The following is a 26,184-nucleotide window of genomic DNA, read 5'->3' as shown; positions in this document are numbered from 1 at the left end:
CGCCGGGGCGGTTACATTTCGGATGACTTTTTACGGTAAATGAATTATTAATCGTTCATATAAATTAATTTTCTTCTATCAAAATAACTTTTCAGGGCTTTATATTATGCTGGGTACTAAAGGCTCATCGCATGCCGTTTTTTACGGTGCCTCCTATTCCGCAGCCACCACTTTCGAATCGCCGGAAACGCAACCTTCCTCTTCGGGAAAAACCGTCTCCGTATTCCTGCGCGGCCAGTTCGCGCTCAAAAGAACGATGGATATCGCAGGGGCGTCCATCGCCCTTGTCGCACTCGCGCCGGTGCTGCTCACCGTGGCAGTGATGGTCAAACTCGACAGCAGGGGACCGGTCCTGTTTTCACAGGTCCGCTGGGGCATGAACGGGCGGAAAATCCGTGTCTATAAATTCCGCTCCATGAGGACCGATCTTTGCGACGCCACCGGTGTGGCGCAAACGGTGAAGAACGACCCCAGAATAACCCGGATCGGCGCGGTTCTTCGCCGCACGAATATCGACGAACTACCGCAGCTTCTGAATGTGCTGAAAGGCGATATGTCGCTGGTCGGGCCCCGCTGCCATGCCATCGGCATGCTGGCGGCCGGCCGTCTTTATGAGGAGCTGGTGCCGCACTACCATATGCGGCACCGGGTGCGGCCGGGCATTACCGGCCTTGCCCAGATGCGGGGGTTGCGCGGCCCGACGGATCGCAGCGACAAGGCGCGCGCCCGAATCGTCTCCGATCTTTATTACGTCGACAATTTTTCGCTCTGGCTGGATATCAAGATCATGGTCGGAACGGTGATTTCCGAGTTGCGCGGCGGCAAGGGGTTCTGATTTTTCAGGCGCCATTGCCGCAGCCGCAATCCGCCGCTGCAAAAATAAAAAGCCCGGCAGCGATGCCGGGCTTTTATCATGAGATCATCATGACAATCAGTTTGTCGGCGCGGGAGCCGCAGCGGGATCCGGAAGCGGTGCTGGGTTTGCCGAAAGCGTCCGCAGATAAGCGATGAGATCGGCGCGTTCCGTCTCCTTCTTCACGCCCGCAAAACCCATGGCCGTGCCGGGAACGTGTTTCTTGGGAGCTTCGAGGAAGAAGCTGAGATGATCGTAATCCCAATGCACGGAACCGCCCTTGGAGAAATCCTTCATGCCCGCGGAGTAGCTGAAACCTTCATGGCTGGCGATCGGCCGGTTGACGATATCGAAGAGATTAGGGCCGACCTTGTTTGCACCACCACTCTCTCCGGTATGACAGCTCGTACACTTCTTGAAGACCGTCTCGCCCTTGGCGGCATCGGCGCTCGCAAGCAATTGCGCGATCGGCGTCGCCGCGGCAGCGGCTTCTCCGCCACCTGCTTCGCCGCCACCCTCTGCCGCAGCAATGGCGTAACCTTCCTTTTCGGGCGCAGGCGCATGGAAAATGCCCTCAGACGCAATCGACACCGACATCAGGACGAAAACCGTGCCAAGCAACGCCCCAACGCCCATATTTACATAAGAATTCATCTATATGCGCTCCCTCGCATCCGCTTGATATAACGGGCATCTTGAAATTGCTCGAAAGCTATGGCTTTTGCACAGCCTGCGCAACTTGAATAATGCTCCCCACACCGTGACGTTTTGACACTTTTCGGGCGGGATTTGAAGGGTGTCGGATGAAGAATCGGGATTTCGAGAAAGCTGTCGTCCTCATACCGGCGCGGATGGCATCCACGCGCCTGCCGGGCAAACCGCTCGCCGACATCGGCGGCAAGCCGATGATCGTGCAGGTGGCGCTGCGCGCACGCGAGGCCGGCGCGGAGCGAATCGTTGTAGCCGTCGATGACGAACAGGTGTTTTTGGCCGTCAAAAATGCCGGTTTCGACGTGATGATGACGCGCGACGACCACCAATCCGGCTCGGACCGCATTTTCGAAGCGCTGCAGAAAGCCGATCCCTATGGCAAGGCGGAATATGTCATCAATGTCCAGGGCGATCTTCCGACCATCGAAGCGGAGACGATCCGCGCTTCGCTGCGTCCGCTGGAAAATGCCGCCGTCGATATTGCGACACTGACGGTCGAAATCACCGACGACGAAGAAAAAACCAACCCAAACGTGGTGAAAGTGGTGGGCAGCCCGCTTTCCGAGTCGCGATTGCGCGCGCTTTATTTTACCCGCACCACCGCCCCTTATGGCGATGGCCCGCTTTATCATCACATCGGACTTTATACCTATCGCCGCGCCGCGCTGGAAACATTCGTGAGCCTGCCGCCCTCGCCGCTGGAAAAACGCGAGCGGCTGGAACAGCTGCGCGCGCTGGAAGCGGGGATGCGCATCGACGCCGAAATCGTCAGTTCCGTGCCGCTCGGCGTCGACACGCCGCACGATCTGGAAAAAGCCCGCAAAATCCTCGCAAGCAGAACCCTCTAACGGACAGTCCCATGACCTTGAGCACAAATCGCATTGCCTTCCAGGGCGAATTCGGCGCGAATTCCGATATGGCCTGCCGTGACATGTTCCCGGATATGGAGCCTTTGCCGTGCCCGACATTCGAGGATGCCTTCAACGCCATTGAAAATGGCGAAGCCGATCTCGGCATGATCCCGATTGAAAACACGCTGGCCGGCCGCGTTGCGGATATCCATCACCTGCTGCCGGAATCGCGCCTGCACATCATCGGCGAATATTTCATGCCGATCCGCTTCCAGTTGATGGTGATGCCGGGCGTGAAGAAGGATGAAATCCGCACCGTCCACAGCCACATTCACGCGCTTGGCCAGTGCCGGAAAATCATCCGTTCGAACGGCTGGAAGCCGGTCATCGCCGGCGATACGGCGGGATCCGCAAGACTGGTGTCCGAAAAGGGCGACCGCAGCATGGCGGCTCTCGCGCCGCGCCTTGCCGCCAATCTGTACGGCCTCGATATTCTTGCTGAAAACGTCGAAGATTCGGAAAACAACGTCACGCGTTTCGTTGTGCTTTCCCGCGATGAAAACTGGGCCAAGCGTCAGTCTAGTGACGAAATCGTCGTCACTACCTTTGTCTTCAACGTCCGTAATATTCCGGCCGCGCTCTACAAGGCCATGGGCGGCTTCGCGACCAACGGCATCAACATGACGAAGCTCGAAAGCTACCAGCTCGGCGGCAAATTCGTGGCGACGCAGTTTTATGCCGATATTGAAGGCCATCCCGATGACGAGCCGGTGCGGCATGCGCTGGACGAGCTGCGCTTCTTCTCCGAAAAAGTCCGCATTCTCGGCGTCTACAAGGGCCATGCGATGCGCGGCAAGCTCAACCAGGGTTGAGCCTGCCGAACGCGATTATTTCGTCCATTCCACCCAGTCGCGCATCAGCCGGTGCGCGATTGCGCCGCCGGGAGGCGCGGAAAAGCCCTCACCCGTTGCCGTCTCCAGCATTTTTGCGACTTCCGCCCGCGTGAACCAGCGGCAATCCTCCAGTTCGATCTCATCGCGGGCAATATCGAAAGACAGTGCCTCGGCATAACAGCCGATCATCAGCGTATGCGGCATCGGCCAGGGCTGCGATGCGTGATAACGCACGCGGCCGATTTCGACGCCGGATTCCTCATGCGTTTCGCGGCGAACGGCCTGCTCGATGGTTTCGCCCGGCTCCACAAAACCGGCAAGGCACGAATACATGCCCGGTGCAAAATGCGCACCACGGCCAAGCAGGCACAGATCACGCTCTATATCGAGCGTCATCATGATGACGACGGGATCGGTGCGGGGAAAAATCGTGTGGTTGCAAGCGGCGCAGATACGCTTGTAGCCGCCGATACGCAGCTCCATGGCGCCGCCGCACTTACCGCAAAAGCGATTGTCGGCGTTCCAGTGGGTGAGGCTGACGGCCTGGGCAACCTCGCTCAACAATTCCTCATCGAGAAGATGGTCGCGATAAAGGGTACGGGCATCGGCTAGTTTATAGTGGCTCGCGAGCTGATCCTCGGCCACGGCGACCGGCACCGCGATTCTCGGCTCGCCGGTTTCGCGATATCCGAGCAGCACGGCATTGTCGAAATCCGGCTGCAGTTCGGCCAGCTCATAGGCGGAAAACAGGGGGTCGATGACCTGCTCGTCATGCTTCAGGACAAGCCGGTTGCCGGAAAAGGCAAAAATATGGGTGCCGTCTATTTTCAGTGCATCGGCAACGCACTCCTCCGTTCGCTTTTCAGCGAAACGGTCGAGGGCGTTTTTGGAAAAGGCCGTCAGCAGGCTTGCTTCGGGATGGGGGGCAGTGGTTTCAAAAATTTTCATGGAAATCATCAGAGCGCGCCGGAGATTTTTTTCATCAAAGTTTCCTTTTCGCCCACGGCATAAGGCACAGGCGTTCCGTGACCCCAGATGGGACCCGGCCAGCAGGTGTCTCCTTCATTGCGGGCGATAATATGGACATGAAGCTGCCGGACGATATTGCCCAAAGCACCGACATTGATTTTGGTGGCTCCGGTGATTTCTTTCAAGGCAGACGCGACGAGATTGGTCTCGAATGTCAGCACGGCCTGATCAAGCGGGGTGAGATCGAACAATTCACTGACGCCATCTCGCTGCGGCACCAGCACCAGCCAGGGCCAGCGGTTGTCGTTTTGCAAACGCAGTTCACATAGTCCCAAACGCGTCACAAGCACACTGTCGCGCGCCAGTCTGTCGTCCAGCCGGAATGTCTCCAAGGTGTCCTCCATGTTTGTTTTCATCGTGATAGCAGTTTTTTGAAGGCTTGGCTTGCATTTGCTTTCGATATTGCCGATATGTGGCCCCGGGAGGTTGGTGGTGGACGAGCCACTCGCCAACCGGGTCAGGTCCGGAAGGAAGCAGCCCTAACGAGCCCGGCACGGGTCGCCGTGCCAGCCTCCCACCCTTTTTTAAAAGACGTGCTCAGCTTTCGCCGGGCCAGTTCAGCGCCCCAAGACAACTGGCAAAACAAACTGGCGAGGCAATGAGCGACACTGTACCCACCACATCAAGCGAATCCCAGGTCGGGACCGGCTACCGGGTACTGGCGCGCAAATACCGTCCCAAGGATTTTTCCGATCTGATGGTCGGCCAGGAGCCGATGGTCCGCACGCTGACCAACGCGTTTGAGACGGGGCGTATCGCGCAGGCCTATATGCTGACCGGCGTTCGCGGCGTGGGCAAGACGACCACGGCCCGCATTCTCGCCCGCGCGCTGAATTACAAGACCGACACCATCGACAAGCCGACCATCGACCTGCGCATTCCCGGTGAACATTGCCAGGCGATCATGGAAGGCCGGCATGTCGACGTGATCGAGATGGACGCCGCCTCCCATACCGGCATCGACGATATTCGCGAGATCATCGAGCAGGTGCGTTACCGCCCGGTCTCGGCGCGCTACAAGGTCTATATCATCGACGAAGTGCACATGCTGTCGACGCAGGCTTTCAACGGTCTTCTGAAGACCTTGGAAGAGCCGCCGGAGCATGTGAAATTCATCTTCGCGACCACCGAAATCCGCAAGGTTCCGATCACCGTTCTGTCGCGCTGCCAGCGCTTCGATCTGCGCCGCATCAGCGCCGCCGATCTGGTCGGCCTGTTCACCGCCATTGCCGGTAAGGAGGGGTTTGACGCCGATCCGCAGGCACTGTCGATGATTGCGCGTGCGGCCGAAGGTTCTGCCCGTGACGGTCTTTCCCTTCTCGATCAGGCGATTGCCCATGGTGGAGGCCGCGTTGAAGCCGAAGCGGTGCGCGGTATGCTCGGCCTTGCCGACCGTGCACGTATCGTCGATCTCTTCCAGCATGTCGTCAAAGGCGATGTCGCGGCCGCCCTTTCGGAATTCAACGGGCAATATGAGGCGGGTGCAAACCCTGTCGTGGTGCTCAACGACCTTGCCGATTTCACCCATCTCGTCACCCGCATGAAATATGTGCCTGACGCGGCGGAAGACCCCTCGCTTTCCGAGATCGAACGCGTGCGCGGCGCAGAATTTGCCGAGACGATTGCAGTAACCGCGCTGTCGCGCATCTGGCAGATGCTGCTGAAGGGCATTCCGGAAACGGAAAACGCCTCGCGCCCTGCGGGTGCGGCCGAAATGGTGCTGATCCGGCTTTCGCATGCCGCCAATCTGCCCGCGCCTGAAGATGCCGCACGGCGCTTGGCGGAGCTTTCGAACGGTGACGGCGGTTACGCCAATGGCGGACCTTCGGGCGGCGGCAATGGCGGCGGTGCCCGCGCCTATTCGTCGGGACAGGCCGTGGCCGCGGGAAGACCTGTCGATCTTCCCGCCCAGCGCCAGGCGACGCCACAGACCTCCGCCGTGCTGCGCGCTGTTCCGGACAGCCGCCCGCAGGAGATGCAGGTCGCGGCACCGAAAACCGAAGAGCGGCCGGAGCCGAAGGTTCCCGTCAATTCGGTGCAGGATATTGCTGATCTCTGCCAGAAGAACCGCGATCCCGTCATGCGGGCCAAGGTGCGCAACTTTGTGCGGCTGGTGCGGCTGGAGCCCGGCCGACTTGATATGCGCCTCGGCGAAGGCGCGCCCGGATCGCTTCCCGGCGAACTTGGCGTCAAGCTCAAGGAATGGACCGGTATCCACTGGATCATCAGCCTCAGCAAGGAACAGGGCGAGCCGACCCTTGTGGAAGCGGAAGGCAATGCCCGCGACGCCCGTCTTGTCGATGCGCGTCAGGATCCTGACGTGGCCGCCATTCTGGCGCAGTTTCCCGGCGCAAAAATTACCGACGTGCGCATCCGCGCCGCCGCACAGGATGAGGCGGAAGAAATCGCGCCGCCATCGGTTGCCGAATCGAGCGAGGGCGACATCCTTCCCGGCGACGACATCGAGTTTTAAACAAAAAGAACAGGAGATTGGCACATGCGCGACATCATGGGCATGATGGGCAAGGTCAAGGAAATGCAGTCCAAGATGGAGAAGGTGCAGGAAGAAATCGCCGCCCTTGAAGTCGAAGGCAGGGCTGGTGGCGGCCTGGTGACCGTCATTCTCAATGGCAAGGGCGAAATGCGTGGCCTGAAAATCGATCCTTCGCTGTTCAAGGAAGACGAGGTGGAAATCCTCGAAGACCTGATCGTGGCTGCCCACAAGGACGCCAAGGAAAAGGGCGAAGCACAGGCGCAGGAAAAGATGGCGGGCCTGACCGCGGGTCTGCCGCTGCCGCCCGGCATGAAATTCCCGTTCTGATATAATCCGACCGAAGAGGATGGCGTGACGCATGCCGTCCTCGCGTCAAGACAGGGTCTAGGCTTCCAGCATCGCGCGGAACCGGCTTGCAAGCGGCGTTTCGAGATAGGCCCTGCGTTCGGCTGCACCGAGTTGCATGGGGCGGAAGTGCTGCAGAATAGTCGGTATCGGCAGTTTCGTTCCCCGATAGGGTTCGAAGGCGATATCCTCTCCGGCGGCGAGCATTCCACCTTTCAGCACCCGGCAATAAAAACCCGGCTGGCCCGCCTGCCGGAAACGCGGTGCGAAATCGGGATCGCCGATGCGGGCTGACAGGGTGGCGCAGGGAATGCGGGCGGCGGTCACCTCCAGCACGACTTCGCTGGCCGACAACCTGTCCCCCACATGGAGTTTTGCGCTGTCGACACCCTCCAGCACGAGATTTTCACCGAAAAATCCGGGTTCGACCACAAAACCCAGAGAGCGCGACCAGAAATCGAGATCGACGGACCCCATGACGTAAATCGCCTGATCCGGCCCGCCATGATGTTTGCGATTGCAGACGGCATCGCTGACGATACCTTCCGCGTCAACCATGACCGGGCCCTGCACGGCATGTTTGAAGATTCCCGTCTTCGCCGTCTTTCCCGGCAGGCTTTTTGCTTCGCCCCGGCATACCGCCCTGATTTTCATGGACTGCCCTTTGCGCTTCATGATTCCCGTTTCCCGATTTATGCAGTAGAAAGCGCTCATGGCAAAACGAGTCACCGGTCCCGAAATCGAAAAACTGATCCAGCTTCTGGCAAAAGTGCCGGGGCTTGGCCCCCGCTCGGCGCGGCGGGCGGCGTTGCATCTCATCAAGAAGAAGGAACAGCTTCTTGGGCCGCTGGGCCATGCCATGGGCGAGGCCTATGACAAGGTGAAGATCTGCTCCTGCTGCGGCAATGTCGATACGATCGATCCCTGCACCGTCTGCGCCGACGACCGGCGCGACCAGTCGGTCATCATCGTGGTGGAGGACGTGTCGGATCTCTGGGCGCTGGAGCGGACGGGCGCTATGAACACCGCCTATCACGTGCTGGGTGGCACGCTTTCGCCGCTCGACGGCGTCGGGCCGGAGGACCTGAATATCAAGGGCCTGATCGACCGTGTCAGCGCCGGCGGCATTCGCGAGCTTATCATCGCCGTCAATGCGACGGTGGAGGGGCAGGCAACCGCCCACTACATCACCGACCGCCTTTCCGGTTTCGACATCAAGATCACCCGGCTTGCACATGGCGTGCCGGTGGGCGGTGAACTCGATTATCTCGACGAAGGCACATTGACGGCGGCGCTTCGGGCGCGCACGACGATCTGAAGTCACCCTCCCTCCCGTCATTCAAAGAGGAGACCGAATGCGAAACCATTTTGCCCCGAAGGCACTGGCTGCACTTCTTTCCGTTTTTTCAGCAACAACGGCTTTAGCGCAATCGGCACCGACAGGAGCAGCGGCAGCCCGATATGACGCTGAATTTAATGCCTGGCTGAAAAAGGAAATCTGGCCGGAAGCCCGCAAGGCCGGCATTTCGCAAAAGACGCTTGAAGCTACGCTCAGCGGTCTCTCCATCAGCTGGAACCTGCCAGATCTCGTCATTCCCGGCCAGAAGCCACCGAAGGAACAGAGCCAGAGCCAGGCGGAATTTTCCTCGCCCGGCGCCTATTTCTCAGAAAAGCGGCTGCAGGGGCTTGCCGGCACCGGCCGCTCGCTTGCCGCCACCCATGCGGCTACGCTGCGCAGGATCGAAGCGAAATACGGCGTGCCCGGTGATATCGTCGTTGCGATATGGGGCCGCGAATCCGGTTTCGGCCGGGCAAAACTGCCACATTCCGTGGTCGATGTACTGGCCACGAAAGCCTATATGTCCACCCGCAAGGAGATGTTCCGCGCCGAGCTGATCGATGCGCTGAAGATCGTAGAAAGCGGTGATATCGCAGCCTCGCGCATGATGGGCTCCTGGGCCGGCGCGCTCGGCCAGCCGCAATTCATGCCGTCTAGCTATCTCAAATATGCCGTGGATTTCGATGGCGACGGCCATCGCGATATCTGGAATTCCGTGCCGGACGCGCTGGCATCCATAGCGAACTATCTTTCCCAGCGCGGCTGGCAGAGAAATCGCGACTGGGGTTTCGAAGTGTCGATCCCCGCCAATGTTTCCTGCGCGCAGGAAGGCCCCGACCTTGCCCGGCCGGTGGCCGATTGGGCGAAGATGGGCATTACCCGCATTTCCGGAAAAGCCTTCCCGTCCAATGACCTTTCCGCCGATGGCATGATGCTGGTTCCGGCCGGACGGCACGGGCCGGAATTCGTGGTGACGCCGAATTTTTACGTCATCAAGGAATATAATAATTCCGATCTCTACGCGCTGTTCATCGGCAATCTCGCCGACCGCATCGCCCATGGGGCGGGCCCGTTCAAGGGTGAATGGGGCAATGTCGGATCGATGCTGCGCTCGGATGTTCTCACCATGCAGAAGGCGCTGGTGGCCAAGGGTTACGATGTCGGCAAGGCGGACGGGCTGGCGGGTTTCAAGACGCGTCGCTCACTCGGCGATTGGCAGGCTAAAAACGGCTTGGCCCCAACGTGTTTTCCAGACGCCACGCTGAAGACGAAGCTGAAGTAGCGTTGCTGGCAACGTGTGAAAACCTCTCCTCCGTCATGCTCGGGCCTGTCCCGAGCATCTGCAACCGATTGATTTAACGATAGGTGCTTGGATCCTCGGGACAGGCCCGAGGATGACGGGGGAGTGTGTGGGAGGGGCATCGCCACTCACTTAACCATCGTCTCTCAATGCTGATCCGTATGGGGCTTATGAAAGATATCGTCGGTCGGCGGAATGGTCTGCCGCTCGATCATCCGGTGCACGCGCGGCCGTGTCTTGCCGCGGTGAAGCTCGAGCAGCCGGTCCCAGGCCTCCGCATCCGCCTGGGTGCGGCGGTGGTTGTGGCGGACATATTCCACCCAGGTCGGCACATGGTAGCTTTCGGTCCAGATGTCGGGGTTTTCCAGATCGCGCATCAGGTTCCAGTTGCGGGCTCCATCCCGGATGCGGATACGGCGGCGCTCGGCCATCAGCGGCAGGAATTCGCCCAGATCCTCGTCATGGATTTCATAGTCGATCAGAATGGCGATAGGGCCGCTGCGCGGCTTGATATCCAGCCTCAGCGGCGGCTCCACGAAACGGTTGAGCGGATCGAGATTGAGCGAAGCAAAAGCCGGCATGGCGAGCTTGAGACCGACGACGACGCCAAGCAGCATCAACGCGCACGAACAGAGCAGCGAATAGGAAATGCCGTAATCTTCCGCCAGCTCGCCCCACAGCCAGCTGCCGACCGCAATGCCGCCGAAGGTGAGCGTCTGGTAAAGCGAGAGCGCCCGGCCAACCACCCAGCGCGGAGTGGAGAGCTGGACGATGGTGTTGAAGAGCGATAGCGCCAGAACCCAGCAGGCGCCGGCAACGGTCAGAACCAGCGAGGTAATGATCGCACTCGTGCTCACCGCCGTTACGCCAGCGCTGAAGGCGAAGCCTAGAAATGCGACGCGCACGATCCATTCGCTGGACAGCACCTCGCGCAATCTCGCGCTGATCAGCGCACCGCCAATCGCGCCGACGCCGAAGGCACCCAGCATGACGCCATAGGTCAGAGGGCCGCCCTCCACCAGATCGCGGGCGACGATGGGCATCAAAGCGAGGATGGCGCTGGCGGAAAGGCCGAAAAGGAAGCCGCGCACCAGCACCTTGCCGATATTGGGCGACATCGCCACATAACGCATGCCGGCCGAAATGGCGGCCAGAAGCTGCTCGCGTGGCAGGGTGGAGGCATATTTGGGCGGCTGCCAGCGAAACAGGGCGTAGATCAGCGTGAAATAGCTCAGCGCATTCACGAAAAACGCGGCAGCGGCACCGGCGGCCGCGACGATGATGCCGCCGATGGCCGGGCCGACGCTGCGGGTGATGTTGAAGCCGACGCTGTTCAACGTCACGGCGGCCGGCAAATCTTCGCGCGGCACCATTTCGCCGACGGAGGCCTGCCAGGACGGATTGTTGAGCGCGGTGCCGCAGCCGATCATGAAGGTGAAGAAGAGCAGAAGCCACGGCGTGAGCCAGCCGGACCAGGCAAAGACCGTCAGCAGCACGGAGGCCGTCAGCATCAGAAGCTGCGCCGAAATCATGATGCGGCGGCGGTCGAAACTATCGGCCAGCGCCCCTGAAATCAGCGAGAACAGCATGATCGGCAAAGAGGTGGAGGCCTGCACCAGCGCGATCATGTTTTCCGAACTCGAGAGCGAGGTCATCATCCACGCGGCGCCCACCGCCTGGATCAGTCCGCCGAAATTCGAGGCAAGGCTGGCGATCCAGATTCGTCTGTAAGTCAAATGCCTTAAAGGCGCGAGTGGCGATTTACGGTCAGGCACGCTCTGTCCACTTGATGCAACTGCGATTTGTCAAACGGCAACTATAGACAGTGCCGGCAATCATGCCAGCCTTTCCGACATGGTAAGGGTGAAAATGTGGCCGAGCCGTCACTGAAACGCGGACGCCCGCGAAAACCTTGCAATCCTGCCCCGATGGGTCTATATGACCCCTGAAATTCTTGATCGCTTGATGAAGAGTGGGGCCGCAAGGCTCCGCTCTTTTTCGTTAGGCGAACCGGAAACCACGGGCAGAAGGCCCGGTGAACATCAAAGACCGGAAGGCCAGATGGCAGACACCGCACATGAACCGCGACTGATTACCGAAACGGGCATCGACCAGCGTATTGCCGAGATCATCGAGCCTGTTTTGACGGGCATGGGATATCTCCTGGTGCGCGTGCGGCTCTCCAACCAGAACGGCATGACGCTTCAGATCATGGCCGAGCGCGAAGACGGGACCATGACCGTCGAGGACTGCGAAGCCGTCTCCATGGCGATTTCACCGGTTCTTGATGTGGAAGATCCGGTCGATAAAGCGTATCATCTCGAAGTTTCCTCGCCCGGCATCGACCGGCCGATGGTTCGCAAATCGGATTTCACCCGCTGGCAGGGTCATCTGGTGAAGGTCGAAACCTCCATTCTGGTCGAGAACCGCAAGCGGTTTCGCGGCAAGATCGTCGAGGTCAATGCGGACGGCTTCAAGCTGGAACGCGACCAGATCGCCTATGGCGAGGAACCGACAGTCATCATTCCGTTCAGCGCGCTTTCGGATGCGAAGCTCATTCTGACGGACGATCTCATTCGTGATGCGCTGCGGGCAGACAAGGCGGCCAAGGCCGCCGCCGCAAACCAGAACGACGAAAACGAAGCAGACGAAGACTAATTCCAACGTAAAGCCCGGAAACAAGGGCGAACCCCGCAATCATGCGACTTACGGAGATAGAAAAATGGCAGTGAGTGCTAACCGGCTTGAGCTTCTGCAGATCGCCGATGCTGTGGCGCGCGAAAAGGTCATCGACCGCGAAATCGTGCTTGCCGCAATGGCCGACGCTATCCAGAAAGCCGCCCGCTCGCGCTATGGTTCGGAAACCAACATCCGCGCCGACATCAACTCCAAGACCGGCGAAATCCGCCTGCAGCGTCTTCTGGAAGTTGTCGAGGCCGCCGAGGATTATTCGACCCAGATCCCGCTTGAGCTGGCCCGCGACCGCAACCCGGACGCCAAGCTCGGCGATTTCATCGCCGATCCGCTGCCGCCGATGGATTTCGGCCGTATCGCCGCACAGTCCGCCAAGCAGGTCATCGTTCAGAAGGTACGCGAAGCCGAGCGTGACCGCCAGTATGACGAGTTCAAGGACCGCATCGGCGAAATCGTCAACGGCACCGTCAAGCGCGTCGAATATGGCAATGTCATCGTCGATCTCGGCCGTGGCGAAGGCATCATCCGTCGTGACGAGATGATCCCGCGGGAAAACATGCGTTACGGCGACCGCGTTCGCGCCTATGTTTACGACGTTCGCCGCGAACAGCGCGGCCCGCAGATTTTCCTGTCGCGTACCCATCCGCAGTTCATGGTGAAGCTCTTCACCATGGAAGTTCCGGAAATCTACGACGGCATCATCCAGATCAAGTCGGTTGCCCGTGACCCCGGTTCGCGCGCCAAGATCGCCGTCATCTCGAACGACTCGTCGATCGATCCGGTCGGCGCCTGCGTCGGTATGCGCGGTTCGCGCGTTCAGGCCGTCGTCGGCGAACTTCAGGGCGAGAAGATCGACATCATTCCGTGGAGCCAGGAACCGGCTTCCTTCATCGTCAACGCCCTGCAGCCGGCGGAAGTCGCCAAGGTCGTTCTGGATGAAGAATCCGAGCGTATCGAAGTGGTGGTTCCGGACGAGCAGCTGTCGCTTGCCATCGGCCGTCGCGGCCAGAACGTGCGTCTGGCATCGCAGCTGACCGGCTGGGATATCGACATCATGACCGAACAGGAAGAATCCGAGCGTCGCCAGAAGGAATTCAACGAGCGCACGGCACTCTTCATGGAAGCCCTCGACGTCGACGAAATGGTCGGTCAGGTTCTGGCGTCGGAAGGCTTCGCGCAGGTCGAAGAACTTGCTTATGTCGATCTTGACGAAATTTCCTCGATCGACGGCTTCGATGAAGACACCGCCGATGAAATCCAGACCCGCGCCCGCGAATATCTGGAACGCCTGGAAGCCGAAATGGACGCCAAGCGCAAGGAACTCGGCGTTGCCGACGAACTGCGCCAGATCGACGGCCTGACCTCGCAGATGATGGTGGCGCTGGGCGAAGACGGCATCAAGACCATCGAGGACTTTGCCGGTTGTGCGGCGGACGATCTGGTCGGCTGGAGCGAGCGCAAGGACGGCGAGACGAAGAAGTTCGAAGGCATCTTCTCCAAGCTCGACGTTTCGCGCGTCGAGGCCGAGAACATGGTGGTGCAGGCTCGCCTTCTGGCAGGCTGGATCACCGCCGAAGAGCTCGCTTCCGCAGAGGAAGCTGATGCGGAAGCTGCCGAGGAGGCGGATACCGCCGAGCAGGAATGATATCGCAGGCGCATGAGCCGGATGAGCTGCCCGAGACGGATGACGACGGGCGGATCAAGGGCGACGTCAATGGACGTATGTGCATTGTGACACGGCAGAGCGGATCGCCCGATGAGCTGATCCGCTTCGTCGCAGGACCGGATGGCAACGTCGTGCCGGACCTGAAACGCCAATTGCCGGGGCGCGGCTGCTGGGTGACACCCGAGCGCGCCCTGATCGAGAAGGCCATCGCGAAGAAGCTCTTCGCGCGGGCACTCAAACGCGACGTCAAGGCCGGGCCGGAGCTTCTTGCTCTTCTCGACCGGCTGATGGCGCAGCAGCTTGCAGGGATGATGAACATGGCGCGCAAGGCGGGCCAGTTCATCAGCGGCGCGACGAAGGTCGATGCCGCCGTCCGGTCCGGGAATGCGATTGCCGTGTTCCATGCAACCGATGCTGCGGCAGACGGCGTGAGGAAACTGGACCAGGCCCGCAAGGCCTGGGCGCTCGGCAGCGATGCCGGCAATGAAATTCCGTCCTTCCGGCTCTTCAGTGGGGCCGAAATGGACGAGTTGATGGGCCAGAATGCTTTTATCCATGCCTGCGCGCTTGCAGGGCAGGCGGGTGAGGGTGTAGTGAAGCGCGCAACGATGCTTGAGCGGTACCGCCTTGGCGGCCAACCTCAGGCGGAACGCGACGCTGCCCGGACAGAACAATGACGCGGTCGACTGAAATGTACGGTCGCCGCGTTCCGATGCAGCAATTGAACGACGAGACCTGATGAACGTCATCCGGTTCTCGTCCGAAGGAACGGGAACGGAATGACCGACAACAACGACGACAAGACACTTAACGCACAGCCCAAGAAGACTCTCACCCTCAAGCCGGGCGGGATGAATCAGGGCACCGTGCGGCAGGATATGGGTCGAGGTCGCACGAACGCGGTTGTTGTGGAAACACGCAAGCGCCGCCCCCTGCGTCCAGAAGACGAGAAGCAGGTTCATTCGACCGCAGCGCCCGCTCCGAAGCCGGCCGCCCCTGCCCCCGCGGCAGCACCGCGTCCGCAGGCGCCGCAGCAGCGCATCCACCAGCCCAGCGGCCAGCAGCAGCGTCCGGGTTCCTCCCAGCCGCAGCAGCGTCCCGGCTCGTCCGCACCGCAGCAGCGCCAGCCAGAGCGTCCGCGCGGCAACGTCCTGCACGATCTGTCCGCAGGCGAGATGGAAGCCCGCCGCCGCGCGCTGATGGAAGCACAGGCTCGTGACGTGATCGAAGCCAAGCAGCGTGCCGAAGATGAAGCGCGCCGCAAGGTCGAGGAAGAACTCCGCATCGCCGCCGAAAAGGAAGAGGCTGCACGCCGTGCCGCCGAGGAAGCCGCAGCTGCCAAGGTGGCGGCAAGCCAGCCGGCCGTGGAAGCGAAATCCGAACAGGCCGCTGAAAAGCCGGCTGTCACCGCTCAGCCGGCGCCGCGCTCGGAGGCTCGTCCTCAGCCCGCCGCTGCTGCGCCCGGTCGCGCAGCCCCGGAAACCGCTGCTCCGCGCGGACGCCGTACCGATGGCGACGATGAGGACGATCGCGGTGCACGCCGTGGTAACCTGCCGGTTCGTGGCAAGGTGGCCGCACCTGCGCCTGCGAAGCCCGCAGCCCGCCTGAAGACGGAAGAAGAACGCCGTCGCGGCAAGCTGACCGTCACCTCGTCCAACCTGGATGAAGACGGCACGCCGCGTGGCCGCTCCATGGCATCCATGCGCCGCCGCCAGGAAAAATTCCGCCGCAGCCAGATGCAGGAGACCCGTGAAAAGGTCATGCGCGAAGTGATCCTGCCTGAGACCATCACCATTCAGGAACTGTCGCAGCGCATGTCCGAACGCGCCGTCGACGTCATCAAGTTCCTGATGAAGGAAGGCCAGATGATGAAGCCGGGCGACGTGATCGACGCCGATCTGGCGGAACTGATCGCGGTCGAATTCGGCCACACCGTCAAGCGCGTTTCCGAATCCGACGTGGAAGAAGGCATCTTCAACCAGGCGGATGACGAAGGCGAAATGCTGCCGCGTCCGCCGGTTGTCACGATCATGGGTCACGTCGACCACGGCAAGACCTCGCTGCTCGACGCCATTCGCCAGGCGAATGTGGTTGCTGGCGAAGCCGGTGGCATCACCCAGCATATCGGTGCCTATCAGGTCGAAAAGAACGGCCAGAAGATCACCTTCATCGACACCCCCGGCCACGCCGCCTTCACGGCCATGCGTGCCCGTGGTGCGCAGGCGACGGATATCGCCGTTCTGGTGGTCGCCGCTGACGACAGCGTGATGCCGCAGACGATCGAGTCCATCAACCATGCCAAGGCAGCCGGTGTTCCGATCGTCGTTGCGATCAACAAGATCGACAAGCACGAAGCAAACCCTGAAAAGGTTCGCCAGCAGCTCTTGCAGCACGAAGTTTTCGTGGAATCGATGGGCGGTGAAGTTCTTGACGTGGAAGTCTCCGCCAAGAAACAGCTTGGCCTCGACAAACTGCTTGAAGCGATCCTGCTGCAGGCTGAAATTCTCGACCTCAAGGCAGATCCGAACCGGACCGCAGAAGGTACCGTCATCGAAGCGGAACTCGACCGCGGCCGCGGTGCCGTCGCTACAGTTCTCGTGCAGAAGGGTACGCTGAAGCCTGGTCAGATCATCGTCGCTGGCGACCAGTGGGGCCGCGTTCGCGCTCTCGTCAACGACAAGGGTGAACACGTCAAGGAAGCCGGTCCGGCCATGCCTGTCGAGATTCTCGGTCTTTCCGGCACGCCATCTGCCGGTGACCGTTTCGCGGTTGTCGAAAACGAAAGCCGTGCTCGCGAGATTTCCGAGTACCGCCAGCGTCTGGCACGCGACAAGGCTGTCGCCCGTCAGACGGGCCAGCGCGGTTCGCTGGAACAGATGATGAGCCAGCTGCAGACTTCGGGAATGAAGGAATTCCCGCTGGTCATTAAGGCAGACGTGCAGGGTTCGGTCGAAGCCATCATCGCTTCGCTCGACAAGCTCGGCACCGACGAAGTCCGCGCTCGTATCGTTCACTCGGGCGCTGGCGCCATCACGGAATCGGATATCTCGCTTGCCGAGGCATCCAACGCCGCGATCATCGGCTTCAACGTTCGCGCCAACGCACAGGCACGTACGGCTTCCGAACGCGCCGGCATCGAGATCCGCTACTACAACATCATCTACGATCTGGTGGATGACGTGAAGGCGGCGATGTCGGGCCTGCTTTCGCCGGAGCGTCGCGAGACCTTCCTCGGCAACGCGGAAATCCTCGAAGTGTTCAACATCACCAAGGTCGGCAAGGTCGCGGGTTGCCGCGTCGTCGAAGGCAAGGTGGAGCGTGGTGCAGGCGTGCGTCTGGTTCGCGACAACGTCGTCATCCACGAAGGCAAGCTCAAGACCCTCAAGCGCTTCAAGGACGAAGTGGCAGAAGTACCGGTCGGTCAGGAATGCGGTATGGCCTTCGAAAACTACGAAGACATCCGCGCCGGCGACACCATCGAGTGCTTCCGCGTCGAACACATCACGAGAACGCTCTAAAGCATTTCCAGGAAAAGTGGACCCCGGTTTTCCGTCCGGAAATGCGATAGAACAAAGAGCGTTCTCGCCGCAAAACAGGACTTTACTGTCGGGCGCCGGCTTACCGGCGCTCGCTCCGTTTGAGGCATAACCCATGGCAAAAGCAACATCATCGGCCCCTTCGCAACGCATGCTGCGCGTCGGCGAACAGGTGCGCGCCGCACTGACCCAGATTCTCCAGCGCGGCGAAGTCCGCGACGACCTGATCGAAAGCACCGTCATTTCCATTTCGGAAGTGCGCATGTCGCCCGATCTCAAGATCGCTACCGCTTACGTGACGCCGCTTGGCGTTGCCGACCACACCGACATCATCACCGCGCTCAACCGCCATGCCAAATTCATGCGCGGCCGTCTCGGACCCCAGCTTCGGCAGATGAAATACATGCCGGAACTGCGCTTCCGCGACGATACGAGTTTCGACAACTACCAGAAGATCGACGCGCTTCTGCGCTCGCCCGAAGTGCAGCGCGATCTTGGACCTTCAAACGAAAAAGACGACGAACAGAACTGAAGCATGTCCAAACCACGCAAACAGCAGAACCGCAAACCCAAGGGCCGCCCGATTTCCGGCTGGCTCATTCTCGACAAGCCGCTGGATTTCGGCTCGACCGAGGCCGTTTCCAAGATCAAGTGGCTGTTCAACGCCCAGAAGGCGGGCCATGCCGGCACGCTCGATCCGCTCGCTTCCGGCATGCTGCCGATCGCGCTTGGTGACGCGACCAAGACCGTGCCTTACGTCATGGACGGCCGGAAAATCTATGAATTTACCGTGACCTGGGGCGAACAACGCACGACCGACGATCTGGAAGGCGAGGTGGTCGAGTCATCCGATCAGCGCCCGGACGAGCAGTCGATCCGCGATATCCTGCCCAGTTATACTGGTGTCATCCTCCAGACGCCGCCGCAATTCTCAGCCATCAAGATCGCCGGCGAACGCGCCTATGATCTGGCGCGTGACGGCGAGACGGTGGAAATTCCCGCGCGCGAGGTGGAAATTCATCGCCTGACATTGCTGGCCTGCCCGGATGCCGATACGGCCCATTTCGAGGTGGAATGCGGCAAGGGCACCTATGTGCGGGCGCTGGCGCGCGACATGGGCCGCGATCTCGGCTGTTTCGGCCATATTTCGGAACTGCGCCGCACCATGGTCGCCCCTTTTGGCGAAGACATGATGGTGCCACTCGAAACCTTGACGGCACTGGAGGCCGTGGAGGATCGCGACGAACGGCTGGAGGCGCTGGACGCATTCCTGATCGATACCGCCGAGGCGCTTTCCGCCCTTCCCCGCCTCATCATCAACGACGATCAGGCGCACAGGCTGAAGATGGGCAACCCAATCCTGCTTCGTGGGCGCGATGCACCGGCCAATCATCCGGAAGCCTATGCCACCGCGCATGGCAAGCTCGTCGCCATTGGCGAAATCGGCGAAGGCGAATTCCGGCCGAAGCGTGTTTTCGGCTAAGCCAAGGCTCAAGAGGCGCTGTCAATCGCCTCTTTCAATTGCACCCGGAATAGTTTATAGGCAGCGCCAGCTTGGGCTTTGCCTATGCTGCTGAATGGCCAGAGCTGGACGACATCCCGGCTTTAGGCGTCCCATTTTTCCTTAAAACAGAAAGGATCGTCCGATGTCGATTACTGCAGAGCGCAAAGCCGCCCTCATCAAGGAATATGCCACGAAGGAAGGCGACACCGGTTCGCCGGAAGTTCAGGTTGCTATCCTGACCGAGCGGATCAACAACCTGACCGGTCACTTCAAGGACCACAAGAAGGACAACCACTCCCGTCGTGGCCTTCTGACGCTGGTTTCGAGCCGTCGTTCGCTTCTCGACTATCTGAAGAAGAAGGACGAAGCCCGTTACTCCAAGCTGATCGGTGCTCTCGGCATTCGCCGCTAATAACTTCTCCGGCGGGTTTCTCAACGATGCCCGCCGGTTTTTATATCCGGCCTTTGAGGCCACAGAAATTTCCGGGCGTTCGCCGCAGATGTGGCCCCGGACGATAAGGGTGACCCGGATGGGCCGGTGCCGCCTTTTTCAACCGCAGACCTGTCATGGGGCAGGATTGCCGGATGCTTCTTTAGGAAGCTTCCCGCTGTCTTGCCCGTGATTGAGTCACAGCGCTGCTTCCGCCGGTACGACGCCGGAGCGGGCAGCCACAACCAAGGACAAGATATGTTCAATCAACACTCCGTGGAAATCGAATGGGCAGGCCGCCCGCTGAAGCTCGAGACCGGCAAGGTTGCCCGTCAGGCTGACGGCGCCGTCATCGCAACCTACGGCGAGACGATGGTTCTCGCGACCGTGGTTTCCGCAAAGTCTCCGAAGCCGGGCCAGGACTTCTTCCCGCTGACCGTCAACTATCAGGAAAAGACCTACGCAGCCGGCAAGATTCCCGGCGGCTACTTCAAGCGCGAAGGCCGTCCGAGCGAAAACGAAACGCTGGTTTCGCGTCTGATCGACCGTCCGATCCGCCCGCTTTTCCCGGAAGGCTACAAGAACGACACGCAGGTCGTCGTCACCGTCATCCAGCACGATCTGGAAAACAACCCGGACGTCCTGTCGATGGTTGCGGCTTCCGCAGCGCTTACGCTCTCTGGCGTTCCCTTCATGGGCCCGGTTGGCGGCGCGCGCGTTGGCTACATCAACGGTGAGTATGTTCTTAACCCGCATCTGGACGAAATGGACGAGTCTGTTCTCGACCTCGTCGTTGCCGGTACGCAGGACGCTGTTTTGATGGTTGAGTCCGAGGCCAAGGAACTCAACGAAGAAATCATGCTCGGTGCCGTCATGTTCGGCCACCGCGGCTTCCAGCCGGTTATCGACGCAATCATCAAGCTCGCCGAAGTTGCCGCCAAGGAACCGCGCGAATTCGAACCGGAAGATTTCTCCGCTCTCGAAAACGAAATGCTGGCGCTCGCCGAAGCGGAACTGCGCGATGCCTACAAGATCACCGAAAAGGCAGCCCGCTACGCTGCCGTCGACGCCGTGAAGGCGAAGGTAAAGGCGCACTTCCTGCCGGAAGAAGGCGAAGCCAAGTATACGCCGGAAGAAATCGGCGCTGTCTTCAAGCACCTTCAGGCGAAAATCGTTCGCTGGAACGTTCTCGACACCAAGAGCCGTATCGATGGCCGCGACCTGTCGACCGTTCGTCCGATCATCTCGGAAGTCGGCCTGCTGCCGCGCACCCACGGTTCGGCGTTGTTCACCCGCGGTGAAACCCAGGCGATCGTTGTTGCGACCCTCGGCACCGGCGAAGACGAGCAGTATGTCGACAGCCTCACCGGCATGTACAAGGAACGCTTCCTGCTGCACTACAACTTCCCGCCCTACTCGGTCGGCGAAACAGGCCGCATGGGCTCCCCGGGCCGTCGCGAAATCGGTCACGGCAAGCTCGCATGGCGCGCTATTCGCCCGATGCTGCCGACTGCGGAACAGTTCCCCTACACGCTGCGCGTCGTTTCCGAAATCACCGAGTCCAACGGCTCCTCGTCGATGGCAACCGTTTGCGGCACCTCGCTCGCACTGATGGATGCCGGCGTTCCGCTGGCCAAGCCGGTTGCCGGTATCGCCATGGGCCTCATCCTTGAAGGCGAGCGCTTTGCGGTTCTCTCCGACATCCTCGGCGACGAAGACCACCTCGGCGACATGGACTTCAAGGTTGCGGGTACGGCCGACGGCATCACCTCGCTGCAGATGGACATTAAGATTGCCGGTATTACCGAAGAGATCATGAAGATCGCTCTGGAGCAGGCACAGGGTGGCCGCAAGCACATTCTCGGCGAAATGGCCAATGCCATCACCGAGAGCCGCAGCCAGCTCGGCGAATTCGCGCCGCGCATCGAAGTGATGAACATCCCGGTCGACAAGATCCGTGAAGTCATCGGTTCCGGCGGCAAGGTCATTCGCGAAATCGTCGAAAAGACCGGCGCGAAGATCAACATCGAAGACGACGGCACCGTAAAGATCGCTTCTTCTTCCGGCAAGGAAATCGAAGCGGCCCGCAAGTGGATCCACTCGATCGTTGCGGAACCGGAAGTCGGCCAGATCTACGAAGGCACGGTTGTGAAGACCGCTGACTTCGGCGCTTTCGTCAACTTCTTCGGCGCCCGTGACGGCCTCGTCCACATCTCGCAGCTCGCTTCCGAGCGTGTCGCCAAGACCTCTGACGTCGTCAAGGAAGGCGACAAGGTCTGGGTCAAGCTGATGGGCTTCGACGAGCGGGGCAAGGTTCGCCTGTCCATGAAGGTTGTCGACCAGGCAACCGGCAAGGAAGTCGCTGCCGACAAGAAGAAGGAAGACGGCGAAGCCGCTGCCGAATAAGGCCGCGCCGCCAGACCCTATCGAGGCGCGGGTTTTGCCCGCGCCTTTTTTCTATTCCATCCTGAGGATGCTCCCATGAGCCGTGACGCCGTGAAAACCCTTTTCCATCCCTTTGCCTCTGACATGCTTGCCATGCCGAAAGAGGGCGAACGCGTTCTGTTTCTGGGAGCGGAAGCCGGTCCCCGGCTGGATGGTTTTGACGCGGAGATCGTCGCGGTCCAGCATCTACGGCCGCTTTATCGTGCTCTGCAGGCTCACGGCGCAGAGGTGACACCGGATATTTCGGGTGAGGATTACGATGCGGCGCTGCTGCTCTGCGGCAAACATCGCGGCGAGAATGAAAACCGCGTCGCCGAAGCGCTTTCGCGTGTGAAGGCCGGTGGCCTGATCGTCGCGGCCGGATCGAAGGAAGACGGCATCGTGACGCTGCGCAAGACGCTGGCAAAGCTTGGCATCGAAGCGGAATCCACGCCGAAATATCACGGCGTCGCTCTCTGGTTCAAACGACCGGACGATGTTGCATCTGCCGTGGCGAAACTTGCCCAGAAGCCCGTTACGGTCGAAGGCCGCTTCACCGCCCTGCCCGGTATGTTCTCCCATGACCGCGTGGATGACGGCTCGGAACTGCTCGCATCTCGTCTGCCGACCGATTTTGACGGCAATGCCGCCGATTTCGGCGCCGGTTGGGGTTATCTCTCCGTCATGCTGGCCGAGAAATCGCCGCGCACGGCCCGTATCGATCTGTTCGAGGCGGACTGGAATGCGCTGGAATTCGCCAAGACCAATCTTCTCGAAAACAATCCACGATTGACGGCGCGCTTCTTCTGGCAGGATCTGGCAAATGAGCCGCCGAAAGAAAAATACGATCTCATCATCATGAACCCGCCTTTCCATGCGGCGGGACAGGCAGCAGAACCGGCCCTCGGCCAGGCCTTCATCAAGGCTGCCGCCGGCGCGCTGCGCAGCGGCGGCAAGCTGCTGATGGTCGCCAATCGAGGCATGCCCTATGAGCCGGCGCTCGCGGCGGAATTCCGCACCAGTACTGAGGTGTGCCGGAATGCCCGCTTCAAGATTCTGAGCGCCCAGAAATAATCAACGCAGCAGAATAATCAGCTCAGCAGCCATGCCCACAGCGACACGGAAAGAACGCCGGTCGCCGTGGAAATGCTGATGGTGGAGGCCGCAACGCTGTGGCCGATGCCGAAGCGGTTGGCGATCAGCCATGCATTCACCCCCGTGGGCACCGAGGAGGTGAGCACGAGTGCTGCGGTCCATTCCCGGCTTAGACCGAGCGCGTGACCCATTGCCCACACACAGGCGGGCAGCAGCAGCAGCTTGAACACCGTCATGGTGACGGCAATGCCCATGTTGCCCCGGATGGTATATTTCGTCAGCGCCATGCCGAGCGAAATAAGCGCCGCCGGCCCCGCCATGGAGGCGATCTGATCGACCACGGTTTTCAGAATGGGCGTCAGCGCCACACCGGAAACATTGGTCGAAAGCCCGATGGCAAGGCCGATCACCAACGGATTGGTGATGAGATTGCGGCCCACCTGCTTGAACACCGCAGCCATGCTTCGCTTTTCCCCGCCGACCGCCTTGTGCGTGGCGTTTTCCATCAGGATCGTGCCGGCGATCATCATCACCGGCAAGTGGATGGCGAGCAGGATGGAGAGAGCCACCAACCCCTCATCCCCGACGGAGCGCCCGACCAGCGGCAGGCCGATGAAGATATTGTTCGCAAATGCCGAGGAAATGCCGGCAATGACGGCGATGCGGACATCCTGCTTGAAAACATGACGGGTGACGATATGCCCGACCGTCCAGGTGACGGCCACGCCGGCGAAATAGGTGATCCACAGACGGAACGGCGACGCACCGTGAAAATTCGCTTCCGCAAGTGTGCGGAAGATCAAGGTCGGCACGGCGATCTTGAACACGAAATCGCTGAGAATATCGCCGGCATCGGCCCTGAACAGACCGGCCTTGACGGTGAGCCAACCGATCAGGATGAGAATGAAAATCGGGGCGACATTCGCGGCAACGGCAGACATGGAGGGAAAGCTTTCGCGGCTTTTGCGGGAGATACTCCGCTTTAGAGCCTTTTCCACGGGAATGGAATCGCGAAAACGCTCCCAATCTTCCTTTTCGCCAAATGGGGCGTCCAAGAAGGAGAAGGCCAGTGGGCCGCTTCGGGTAAAAAACTCGCCTTGGCCCGCAAAATCCGCAAGGCCGAACGTTACCCAAAAAGAAAAAGCGGGGTCTCCCCCGCCTTTTATGTCCGTTATATGCCGCCAGTACATCCGTGGCGGAGATAACGGTTGAGCCAGAAGACCATCATGTCTTCCATTCCGGTATGCATTCACACACCTTTGCTCTGACAAATGAAATAGCTTAACCACATTACAGGCAGATGACGCGTTTCGCTCCTCGCGGAGAACCGCATATTTTCTGTTTGGGCTTTTCTTGCCGCCAGAAATGTTTAAGACCTTTCGAAAAATACGCACACCCTGTGCGAAACGGATAGGGCCTATGACGAAATTCGACGTACTGACTGTCGGCAATGCCATCGTCGACATCATTTCCCGCTGCGATGATCGCTTTCTCAACGACAATGCCATTACGAAAGGCGCGATGAACCTCATCGACGCGGAACGGGCCGAGTTGCTTTACTCGCTGATGGGACCGGCTCTCGAAGCCTCCGGCGGCAGCGCTGGCAACACGGCGGCGGGTGTGGCGAATTTCGGCGGCAAGGCCGCCTATTTCGGCAAGGTGGCCGAAGACCAGCTCGGCGAAATCTTCCAGCACGATATTCGCGCGCAGGGCGTTTATTTCGAAACCAAGCCGGAAGGCACGTTCCCGCCGACCGCGCGTTCGATGATCTTCGTAACTGAAGATGGCGAGCGTTCGATGAACACCTATCTCGGCGCCTGCGTCGATCTCGGTCCTGAAGACGTGGAAGAAGACGTGGTTGCGGATACAAAAGTCACCTACTTCGAGGGTTACCTTTGGGACCCGCCGCGCGCCAAGGACGCCATTCGCGAATGCGCCCGCATTGCCCATGAAAACGGCCGCGAAGTCTCCATGACGCTGTCCGACAGCTTCTGCGTCGGCCGCTATCGCGACGAATTCCTCGACCTGATGCGTTCCGGTACTGTGGACATTGTTTTCGCCAACAAGCAGGAAGCGCTTTCACTTTACGAAACCGACGATTTCGAGCTTGCGCTGACCAAAATCGCAGCCGACTGCAAGATCGCAGCGGTGACGATGAGCGAGGAAGGCGCCGTCATCCTGCGCGGCACGGAACGTGTGAAGGTCGAAGCCTATCCGGTGCATGACGTGGTCGACACGACGGGCGCCGGCGATCTTTTCGCTGCGGGCTTCCTGTTCGGTTATACGCAGGACCGGTCGCTTGAAGAGTGCGGCAAGCTCGGCTGCCTTGCGGCTGCCGCCGTCATTCAGCAGGTCGGGCCGCGCCCGATGTCATCGCTCAAGGCACTTGGCGAGAAGCACGGCCTTATTTAAAGGCTTCGCCGGGGTAAGCACCCCAGATTTCGCCCTGCGAAACCCAGCCCGAGGCCTGGCCGGCCTCGGCGCGGCACCAGTCGCCATTGCATTCGCCGATCCTGAAGACGACGCCCGGCTCAAGCCGCGCAACGACAGAAGCGCCCGACTGCGCCTCGCGGCGCATGTTCACATAAACTTCCTTGCCCTTGCCACGCATCCACGGAGCCGCAACGGCCGTGCGCTCACCGGAAAGCAGAGCCTGGTTGACCCAGCCTTCCGTCCCGTCAGCATCGCGGATGCGCCGCCAGTTTTCATATTCCTGAATGATTTCCACCGGCATTCCCGATTTCAGATACATCCATGACACGGCATAATCCGTGCTCGGTCCGATGCGCATGTTGACGCGCTTGGATTTCAGGCTGACAAAACGCGGCAGGGGCAGGCCGCTTGCGCCTTTGGCGGCACCCTGCGCCATGGTGTCGGTTGCCGCACCGAGGAGGCCCAAAGACAATGCAATGCAAACGATAGAAACCACACTGCGCATGCCCATTTCCGTTTCCCGCCTTCTGCAAACCGGATGATATTTAAGGAGGCTCGCTTCCACATGCCTCAAGCTTCAGCGAGTT

The 26,184-nt window shown here is 60.2% G+C and carries 24 protein-coding genes and 1 other RNA gene; 18 read left to right on the top strand and 7 right to left on the bottom strand.

Going from position 1 to position 26,184, the window contains the following annotated elements; genetic code table 11:
• Nucleotides 1-106 precede the first annotated feature (106 nt).
• Nucleotides 107-835: a sugar transferase gene (locus EM858_RS10340; protein WP_127756647.1), complete on the top strand. Its 729-nt coding sequence runs from the start codon at nucleotides 107-109 to the stop codon at nucleotides 833-835.
• A 96-nt stretch (nucleotides 836-931) separates the two neighbouring features.
• Here EM858_RS10340 and EM858_RS10335 read toward each other — a convergent pair whose 3' ends face one another.
• Nucleotides 932-1,507 (bottom strand): cytochrome c family protein, encoded by a 576-nt coding sequence (locus tag EM858_RS10335; protein WP_127756646.1) that lies wholly within the window; start codon nucleotides 1,505-1,507, stop codon nucleotides 932-934.
• A gap of 149 nt (nucleotides 1,508-1,656) precedes the next feature.
• Between EM858_RS10335 and EM858_RS10330 the strand changes: the two genes are divergently transcribed.
• Both EM858_RS10330 and EM858_RS10325 read left to right on the top strand, forming a co-directional pair.
• Nucleotides 1,657-2,412 carry a 3-deoxy-manno-octulosonate cytidylyltransferase gene (locus EM858_RS10330; RefSeq protein ID WP_127756645.1) on the top strand — a complete coding sequence of 252 codons (756 nt, stop codon included), beginning with the start codon at nucleotides 1,657-1,659 and terminating at the stop codon, nucleotides 2,410-2,412.
• Between the two features lie 11 nt (nucleotides 2,413-2,423).
• Nucleotides 2,424-3,287: a prephenate dehydratase gene (locus tag EM858_RS10325; RefSeq protein ID WP_003524315.1), complete on the top strand. Its 864-nt coding sequence runs from the start codon at nucleotides 2,424-2,426 to the stop codon at nucleotides 3,285-3,287.
• A gap of 15 nt (nucleotides 3,288-3,302) precedes the next feature.
• Here EM858_RS10325 and nudC read toward each other — a convergent pair whose 3' ends face one another.
• Both nudC and EM858_RS10315 read right to left on the bottom strand, forming a co-directional pair.
• Nucleotides 3,303-4,265 carry an NAD(+) diphosphatase gene (nudC, locus tag EM858_RS10320; protein WP_127756644.1) on the bottom strand — a complete coding sequence of 321 codons (963 nt, stop codon included), beginning with the start codon at nucleotides 4,263-4,265 and terminating at the stop codon, nucleotides 3,303-3,305.
• Nucleotides 4,265-4,693, bottom strand: a complete 429-nt coding sequence (locus EM858_RS10315; protein ID WP_059758936.1) for an HIT family protein — start codon at nucleotides 4,691-4,693, stop codon at nucleotides 4,265-4,267. Before EM858_RS10315 ends, nudC begins: the two co-directional genes overlap by 1 nt.
• 65 nt (nucleotides 4,694-4,758) lie before the next feature.
• Here EM858_RS10315 and ffs point away from each other — a divergent pair.
• From ffs to EM858_RS10300, 3 genes are all read left to right on the top strand, one after another.
• Nucleotides 4,759-4,855: signal recognition particle sRNA small type (ffs, locus tag EM858_RS10310), an RNA gene on the top strand.
• An 80-nt stretch (nucleotides 4,856-4,935) separates the two neighbouring features.
• The gene (locus EM858_RS10305) at nucleotides 4,936-6,810 is read left to right on the top strand and encodes a DNA polymerase III subunit gamma/tau (RefSeq protein ID WP_127756643.1); all 1,875 of its coding nucleotides are present in this window, start codon (nucleotides 4,936-4,938) and stop codon (nucleotides 6,808-6,810) included.
• A 24-nt stretch (nucleotides 6,811-6,834) separates the two neighbouring features.
• Nucleotides 6,835-7,158 carry a YbaB/EbfC family nucleoid-associated protein gene (locus tag EM858_RS10300; protein WP_003507179.1) on the top strand — a complete coding sequence of 108 codons (324 nt, stop codon included), beginning with the start codon at nucleotides 6,835-6,837 and terminating at the stop codon, nucleotides 7,156-7,158.
• A gap of 57 nt (nucleotides 7,159-7,215) precedes the next feature.
• Here the strand turns inward: EM858_RS10300 and EM858_RS10295 are convergent, their stop codons facing one another.
• Nucleotides 7,216-7,851: an MOSC domain-containing protein gene (locus EM858_RS10295; RefSeq protein WP_164865393.1), complete on the bottom strand. Its 636-nt coding sequence runs from the start codon at nucleotides 7,849-7,851 to the stop codon at nucleotides 7,216-7,218.
• 37 nt (nucleotides 7,852-7,888) lie between these two features.
• Between EM858_RS10295 and recR the strand changes: the two genes are divergently transcribed.
• Nucleotides 7,889-8,494, top strand: coding sequence for a recombination mediator RecR (gene recR, locus EM858_RS10290; protein ID WP_127756642.1), 606 nt, complete (start codon nucleotides 7,889-7,891; stop codon nucleotides 8,492-8,494).
• A gap of 37 nt (nucleotides 8,495-8,531) precedes the next feature.
• Nucleotides 8,532-9,797, top strand: coding sequence for a lytic murein transglycosylase (locus EM858_RS10285; protein WP_127756641.1), 1,266 nt, complete (start codon nucleotides 8,532-8,534; stop codon nucleotides 9,795-9,797).
• 164 nt (nucleotides 9,798-9,961) lie between these two features.
• On the opposite strand, the gene EM858_RS10280 is transcribed toward EM858_RS10285, so the two are convergent.
• A complete protein-coding gene (locus EM858_RS10280; RefSeq protein WP_004439071.1) occupies nucleotides 9,962-11,590 on the bottom strand; it encodes an MFS transporter in 1,629 nt (542 codons plus the stop codon).
• Nucleotides 11,591-11,876: 286 nt separating this feature from the next.
• On the opposite strand from EM858_RS10280, the gene rimP reads away from it, so the two are divergent.
• The 9 genes from rimP (at nucleotide 11,877) to EM858_RS10235 (ending at nucleotide 23,143) form a co-directional block, all read left to right on the top strand.
• Nucleotides 11,877-12,473 carry a ribosome maturation factor RimP gene (gene rimP, locus EM858_RS10275; protein ID WP_059758925.1) on the top strand — a complete coding sequence of 199 codons (597 nt, stop codon included), beginning with the start codon at nucleotides 11,877-11,879 and terminating at the stop codon, nucleotides 12,471-12,473.
• A 64-nt stretch (nucleotides 12,474-12,537) separates the two neighbouring features.
• On the top strand, nucleotides 12,538-14,154 hold the full coding sequence (gene nusA, locus EM858_RS10270) for a transcription termination factor NusA (protein ID WP_127756640.1): 1,617 nt from the start codon (nucleotides 12,538-12,540) through the stop codon (nucleotides 14,152-14,154).
• Nucleotides 14,151-14,852, top strand: coding sequence for an RNA-binding protein (locus tag EM858_RS10265; protein WP_080818445.1), 702 nt, complete (start codon nucleotides 14,151-14,153; stop codon nucleotides 14,850-14,852). The genes nusA and EM858_RS10265 overlap by 4 nt, the downstream gene beginning before the upstream one ends.
• A 102-nt stretch (nucleotides 14,853-14,954) precedes the next feature.
• Entirely contained in the window at nucleotides 14,955-17,693 is a 2,739-nt protein-coding gene (gene infB / locus EM858_RS10260; RefSeq protein WP_127756639.1) for a translation initiation factor IF-2, read from the top strand.
• A 133-nt stretch (nucleotides 17,694-17,826) separates the two neighbouring features.
• Nucleotides 17,827-18,243: a 30S ribosome-binding factor RbfA gene (gene rbfA, locus EM858_RS10255; RefSeq protein ID WP_004439055.1), complete on the top strand. Its 417-nt coding sequence runs from the start codon at nucleotides 17,827-17,829 to the stop codon at nucleotides 18,241-18,243.
• 3 nt (nucleotides 18,244-18,246) lie between these two features.
• A complete protein-coding gene (truB, locus tag EM858_RS10250; RefSeq protein ID WP_127756638.1) occupies nucleotides 18,247-19,194 on the top strand; it encodes a tRNA pseudouridine(55) synthase TruB in 948 nt (315 codons plus the stop codon).
• A gap of 163 nt (nucleotides 19,195-19,357) precedes the next feature.
• Complete coding sequence (gene rpsO, locus EM858_RS10245; protein ID WP_003492949.1) at nucleotides 19,358-19,627, top strand: 30S ribosomal protein S15; 270 nt, start codon at nucleotides 19,358-19,360, stop codon at nucleotides 19,625-19,627.
• 276 nt (nucleotides 19,628-19,903) lie between these two features.
• On the top strand, nucleotides 19,904-22,051 hold the full coding sequence (gene pnp, locus EM858_RS10240) for a polyribonucleotide nucleotidyltransferase (protein ID WP_065656375.1): 2,148 nt from the start codon (nucleotides 19,904-19,906) through the stop codon (nucleotides 22,049-22,051).
• Between the two features lie 75 nt (nucleotides 22,052-22,126).
• Nucleotides 22,127-23,143, top strand: coding sequence for a class I SAM-dependent methyltransferase (locus tag EM858_RS10235; RefSeq protein WP_127756637.1), 1,017 nt, complete (start codon nucleotides 22,127-22,129; stop codon nucleotides 23,141-23,143).
• 17 nt (nucleotides 23,144-23,160) lie between these two features.
• On the opposite strand, the gene EM858_RS10230 is transcribed toward EM858_RS10235, so the two are convergent.
• A complete protein-coding gene (locus tag EM858_RS10230; protein ID WP_127756636.1) occupies nucleotides 23,161-24,105 on the bottom strand; it encodes an AEC family transporter in 945 nt (314 codons plus the stop codon).
• A 478-nt stretch (nucleotides 24,106-24,583) separates the two neighbouring features.
• Here EM858_RS10230 and EM858_RS10225 point away from each other — a divergent pair, with 478 nt between their 5' ends.
• Entirely contained in the window at nucleotides 24,584-25,576 is a 993-nt protein-coding gene (locus EM858_RS10225) for an adenosine kinase (RefSeq protein WP_127756635.1), read from the top strand.
• Here EM858_RS10225 and EM858_RS10220 read toward each other — a convergent pair.
• A complete protein-coding gene (locus tag EM858_RS10220) occupies nucleotides 25,569-26,102 on the bottom strand; it encodes an SH3 domain-containing protein (protein WP_164865392.1) in 534 nt (177 codons plus the stop codon). The two genes, EM858_RS10225 and EM858_RS10220, sit on opposite strands and share 8 nt — an antisense overlap.
• Between the last annotated feature and the right edge of the window lie 82 nt (nucleotides 26,103-26,184).

Origin of the sequence: Agrobacterium sp. CNPSo 2736 (assembly GCF_004005385.1) — a bacterium.
Lineage (GTDB): Bacteria > Pseudomonadota > Alphaproteobacteria > Rhizobiales > Rhizobiaceae > Agrobacterium > Agrobacterium leguminum.
This window is presented reverse-complemented; position numbering and strand designations above follow the sequence as displayed.

Coding starts and splice junctions, on each gene's coding strand:
- EM858_RS10300 (WP_003507179.1), top strand. CDS start 6,835: ATGCGCGACATCATGGGCATGATGGGCAAGGTCAAGGAAATGCAGTCC.
- recR (WP_127756642.1), top strand. CDS start 7,889: ATGGCAAAACGAGTCACCGGTCCCGAAATCGAAAAACTGATCCAGCTT.
- EM858_RS10235 (WP_127756637.1), top strand. CDS start 22,127: ATGAGCCGTGACGCCGTGAAAACCCTTTTCCATCCCTTTGCCTCTGAC.
- nudC (WP_127756644.1), bottom strand. CDS start 4,265: ATGATTTCCATGAAAATTTTTGAAACCACTGCCCCCCATCCCGAAGCA.
- EM858_RS10225 (WP_127756635.1), top strand. CDS start 24,584: ATGACGAAATTCGACGTACTGACTGTCGGCAATGCCATCGTCGACATC.
- EM858_RS10230 (WP_127756636.1), bottom strand. CDS start 24,105: ATGTCTGCCGTTGCCGCGAATGTCGCCCCGATTTTCATTCTCATCCTG.
- EM858_RS10335 (WP_127756646.1), bottom strand. CDS start 1,507: ATGAATTCTTATGTAAATATGGGCGTTGGGGCGTTGCTTGGCACGGTT.
- EM858_RS10330 (WP_127756645.1), top strand. CDS start 1,657: ATGAAGAATCGGGATTTCGAGAAAGCTGTCGTCCTCATACCGGCGCGG.
- EM858_RS10285 (WP_127756641.1), top strand. CDS start 8,532: ATGCGAAACCATTTTGCCCCGAAGGCACTGGCTGCACTTCTTTCCGTT.
- EM858_RS10315 (WP_059758936.1), bottom strand. CDS start 4,693: ATGAAAACAAACATGGAGGACACCTTGGAGACATTCCGGCTGGACGAC.
- EM858_RS10340 (WP_127756647.1), top strand. CDS start 107: ATGCTGGGTACTAAAGGCTCATCGCATGCCGTTTTTTACGGTGCCTCC.
- EM858_RS10305 (WP_127756643.1), top strand. CDS start 4,936: ATGAGCGACACTGTACCCACCACATCAAGCGAATCCCAGGTCGGGACC.
- infB (WP_127756639.1), top strand. CDS start 14,955: ATGACCGACAACAACGACGACAAGACACTTAACGCACAGCCCAAGAAG.
- truB (WP_127756638.1), top strand. CDS start 18,247: ATGTCCAAACCACGCAAACAGCAGAACCGCAAACCCAAGGGCCGCCCG.
- EM858_RS10295 (WP_164865393.1), bottom strand. CDS start 7,851: ATGAAGCGCAAAGGGCAGTCCATGAAAATCAGGGCGGTATGCCGGGGC.
- pnp (WP_065656375.1), top strand. CDS start 19,904: ATGTTCAATCAACACTCCGTGGAAATCGAATGGGCAGGCCGCCCGCTG.
- rimP (WP_059758925.1), top strand. CDS start 11,877: ATGGCAGACACCGCACATGAACCGCGACTGATTACCGAAACGGGCATC.
- EM858_RS10220 (WP_164865392.1), bottom strand. CDS start 26,102: ATGCGCAGTGTGGTTTCTATCGTTTGCATTGCATTGTCTTTGGGCCTC.
- EM858_RS10325 (WP_003524315.1), top strand. CDS start 2,424: ATGACCTTGAGCACAAATCGCATTGCCTTCCAGGGCGAATTCGGCGCG.
- EM858_RS10265 (WP_080818445.1), top strand. CDS start 14,151: ATGATATCGCAGGCGCATGAGCCGGATGAGCTGCCCGAGACGGATGAC.
- rbfA (WP_004439055.1), top strand. CDS start 17,827: ATGGCAAAAGCAACATCATCGGCCCCTTCGCAACGCATGCTGCGCGTC.
- nusA (WP_127756640.1), top strand. CDS start 12,538: ATGGCAGTGAGTGCTAACCGGCTTGAGCTTCTGCAGATCGCCGATGCT.
- rpsO (WP_003492949.1), top strand. CDS start 19,358: ATGTCGATTACTGCAGAGCGCAAAGCCGCCCTCATCAAGGAATATGCC.